A 3,280-nucleotide genomic window follows, 5' to 3' on the forward strand; every position below is an offset into this window, starting at 1 on the left:
GCCACGGCCGGTGCCGGCGCGGTGCGGCGCAGCACCGCGCGCACGCGCGCCACCAGCTCGCGCGGCGAGAAGGGCTTGCACACGTAATCGTCGGCGCCCAGCTCCAGTCCGAGCAGGCGGTCGACCTCTTCGATGCGCGCGGTGAGCATGATGATCGGATGCGCCGTGTGCTCCCGCGCGCGGCGCAGCACCTCGATGCCATCGAGGCGCGGCAGCATGATGTCGAGCAGCGTGAGGTCGGGCGGTGCGGTGACGATGCGTTCGAGTGCGCTCCGCCCGTCGGCGAAATGTTCGGTGTCGTAGCCGGCGTGGCGCAGGTAGTCCTGCACCACGGAGGCGATGTCGAGTTCGTCCTCGACGATCACGATGCGTGTCATGTGGAAGCCGCCAGCGGAAGGGTGATCGTCATGCGCAGCCCGCCCAGCGGCGAAGGCGCCGCCTCGATGCTGCCGCCGTGCGCCTCGAGGGTCGCGCGGCAGATCGACAGGCCCAGGCCCGAGCCGCCCAGCGCGCGGCTGCGCGAGGTCTCGCCGCGGAACAGGCGGTCGAAGAGGCGCGGAATCTCTTCCTCGGGCACGCCCGGTGCGCTGTCGTCGAACACCAGCGTGAGGCAATTGCCGGTCCATGCGCCTTCGACGCTCACGCCGATGCGCAGCTGGCCGCCGGCGTCGGTGTAGGCCAGCGTGTTCTCCAGCAGGTTCATGAAGACCTGGTGCAGCCGGTGCGCGTCGCCGTCGATCACCGGCTGGGCCGAGGCGGCGATGCGGTCGAGGGCGTCGCGGTCGAGCGCGATGCCGCGCTGCGCGAAGCGGTCGCGCGTGTGGTCGAGCGCCTCCTTCAGCAGCGACAGCGGGTACACCGGCGCCTTCAGCAGGTCGCTCTGGGGCTCGCGCATGCTGCTGCGCAGGTCGTCGACCAGCTGGCCGAGGCGGATCACCTGCCGGTGCATGCGCAGCGCGGTGCGTTCGTCGAAGCTGCGCACGCCGTCCTGCAGCGCCTCGATCTCCGCGCGCATGGCGGCCAGCGGCGTGCGCAGCTCGTGCGCCGCGTCGGCCAGCCAGGCGCGGCGCGAGGCCTCGGCCGTGTCCAGGCGCTGCGCCATGTCGTTGAAGGTCTTGCCCAGCAGCGCGAGCTCGTCCGAGCCGTGGACCGCGACGCGCGTCGAGAGCCGCCCGCGCGCCACGTCCTGCGCGGCCTGCGTGAGCGCGTCGATCGGCTGGAACCAGCGGCGCGCCAGCAGCCACGACAGCACCAGCGCAAAGGCCAGGCCGCACAGCCCGGTGAGCGCGATCACGCCGGACTGCCGCGCGAGAAAGGCGCGGTCGGCCTCACTCTCCAGGCCCTGCATCGGCGCGAGCGCGAGGTAGCCGACGACGGTGCGCCCGTGGCGGATCGGCCGGCGCGCGGCGTTCTCCGGGTCGATGGTCGCGCCGACCACGAGCGCGCCGTGGGCATCGAGCACGGCGAGGCGGCGAAAGATCGAGTCGGGCGGGCCGGCCAGGCCGGGGAAGAAGCCCGGGGGCGGCATCAGGAAGCGGCGGGGCAGCAGGTCGAGCTGCGGCGGCGTGGGCGAGGCGGTGGGCGAGAGCCCGCTGGACGGTTCTGGCTGCGGCGCGCCGTCTCCCGGCGCGCCTAGCGCACGGCGTTCGTACCAGGGCGGCAGCCGCCGGTCGTCGGGCGTGGCGGCGCCGTCGATCACCATCGCCGACTGGCCCAGCTGCAGGCGGTGCCAAGCGTCGTCGTTGTCGCGCAGTTTCTTCCAGTCGCCGTTGGCGGTGTAGTGCTTCAGCAGCAGCTGCGAGAGCCAGTCCATGCGGCGGATCTCGATCTCGGCCACGTAGGCGCCCAGGCCCCGTTGCAGCGCGACGATCGAGAAGCCCACGAAGCTCAGCAGCAGCACGATCAGCAGGGCGGCCAGGGCCAGGAAGATCTTGCGGGAGAGGGTCAGGCGCGGCATGGGCTCGGCGGCGGGGGCATGGCCGCATTCTGCGGCATGCGTTTCGGGGGCGGGGATGGCATGGGCAAGCCGCCGATCATGGCGCCCGATTGGGGAGGAATCTGGGAGACGCGCTCTCCCGCGCCTCTCCCACATTTCTCCCGATTCGGATCGCACGATGCCCGCCATGACACCGGACACGCACCGCGCCCCTCCCACCTCCGCCTTCCGCGCACTGGCCGTCGCCGCGCTCGCCTGGGCCCCGCCGGGGCACGCCGCCCCGCCGTCCACGCCCCCGGGCGACACCGACATCGACCTGCTGCTGTTCCTGCTGGCGGCGCTGTTCTGGGGCGTCGCGCATGTGTGGACGCTGTTCGTGGTCTGGGCCGAGGCCCGGGCTTCGGGCGCGCAGGCTCCGGCGAAGACGCGGGAGGTGGCCCATGGCCGGTGAAGCGATCGGGCGCCGGGGCCTGCTGGCCGCGATCGGCGCGACGGGTCTGGCAGCGTCAGCACCAGCGGCTGCCGCACCGCAGAGGCTCCCGCTGACCGCCCAGACCACCGAGGGCCCGTACTACCTGGACCTCGCGAATTTCCGCACCGACCTGACCGACGGCCGCGAGGGCGTGCCGCTCGATGTGCGCCTGCGCGTGCTCGATGCCGCCGGGCGGCCGCTGCGCGGCCTGCGCACCGACCTGTGGCACTGCGACGCGCAGGGCAACTACTCCGGCTTCGGCGGGCAGGGCGACGACCGCACGCGCGGCTTCGAAGGCCAGGCCTTCCTGCGCGGCAGCCAGCGCACCGACCGCGACGGCCAGGCCGTGTTCGCCACGCTCTACCCGGGCTGGTACGCGGGGCGCACCACGCACATCCACGTCAAGGTGCACCACCGCGAGCGCGCCGTGCTCACGACGCAGTTCTTCCTGCCCGATGCGCTCAGCGAGTTCCTCTACACGCAGGTCTCCAGCTACCAGCGCGCGCGGCTGCGCGACACGCTCAACAGCGCCGACGGCATCGCGCTGCGGGCCGGCGACACGGTGCTGGGCGCGGTGCGCGAGGAGGGCCGGCGCTATGTTGCGCTGCTCACGCTGGTGGTCGACCCCACCGCGCGCCCGGTGACCGAGCGCCCGCCGTCGCTCGGCAAGGGGCCCATGCCAGCGGGCGGCGTGCGGCCGATGCGGCCGCGCACGCCCGAGGGCCTTGCCCGCATCCGCGCGCTGGTGCCGCCGCGCACGGAAGGCTGAGCGGTGCTGCGCATGCCGCTCCCGTTCGTTGCGCCCGCCGATGGGCGGGTCACGCCGCGCGCGCTGGCCCACGCCTGCGCGGGCGGCCTGGCCTTGTGCAGCC

The 3,280-nt window shown here is 73.6% G+C and carries 4 protein-coding genes; 2 read left to right on the plus strand and 2 right to left on the minus strand.

Annotated elements, in window-relative coordinates; all coding sequences use genetic code 11:
* Both VBO01S_RS31120 and VBO01S_RS31125 read right to left on the minus strand, forming a co-directional pair.
* On the minus strand, positions 1–377 hold a 377-nt coding region (locus tag VBO01S_RS31120), incomplete at its 3' end, for a response regulator (protein ID WP_157627542.1).
* Entirely contained in the window at positions 374–1,957 is a 1,584-nt protein-coding gene (locus VBO01S_RS31125; protein WP_062482996.1) for an ATP-binding protein, read from the minus strand. The genes VBO01S_RS31125 and VBO01S_RS31120, both read right to left, overlap by 4 nt.
* Positions 1,958–2,114: 157 nt before the next feature.
* Between VBO01S_RS31125 and VBO01S_RS31130 the strand changes: the two genes are divergently transcribed.
* Both VBO01S_RS31130 and VBO01S_RS31135 read left to right on the plus strand, forming a co-directional pair.
* Entirely contained in the window at positions 2,115–2,387 is a 273-nt protein-coding gene (locus VBO01S_RS31130) for a hypothetical protein (RefSeq protein WP_062482999.1), read from the plus strand.
* Complete coding sequence (locus VBO01S_RS31135; RefSeq protein WP_062483001.1) at positions 2,377–3,177, plus strand: dioxygenase family protein; 801 nt, start codon at positions 2,377–2,379, stop codon at positions 3,175–3,177. Before VBO01S_RS31130 ends, VBO01S_RS31135 begins: the two co-directional genes overlap by 11 nt.
* The last annotated feature ends 103 nt before the right edge of the window (positions 3,178–3,280 follow it).

Source organism: Variovorax boronicumulans NBRC 103145, assembly GCF_001591345.1.
Classification (GTDB): Bacteria; Pseudomonadota; Gammaproteobacteria; order Burkholderiales; family Burkholderiaceae_C; genus Variovorax; species Variovorax boronicumulans.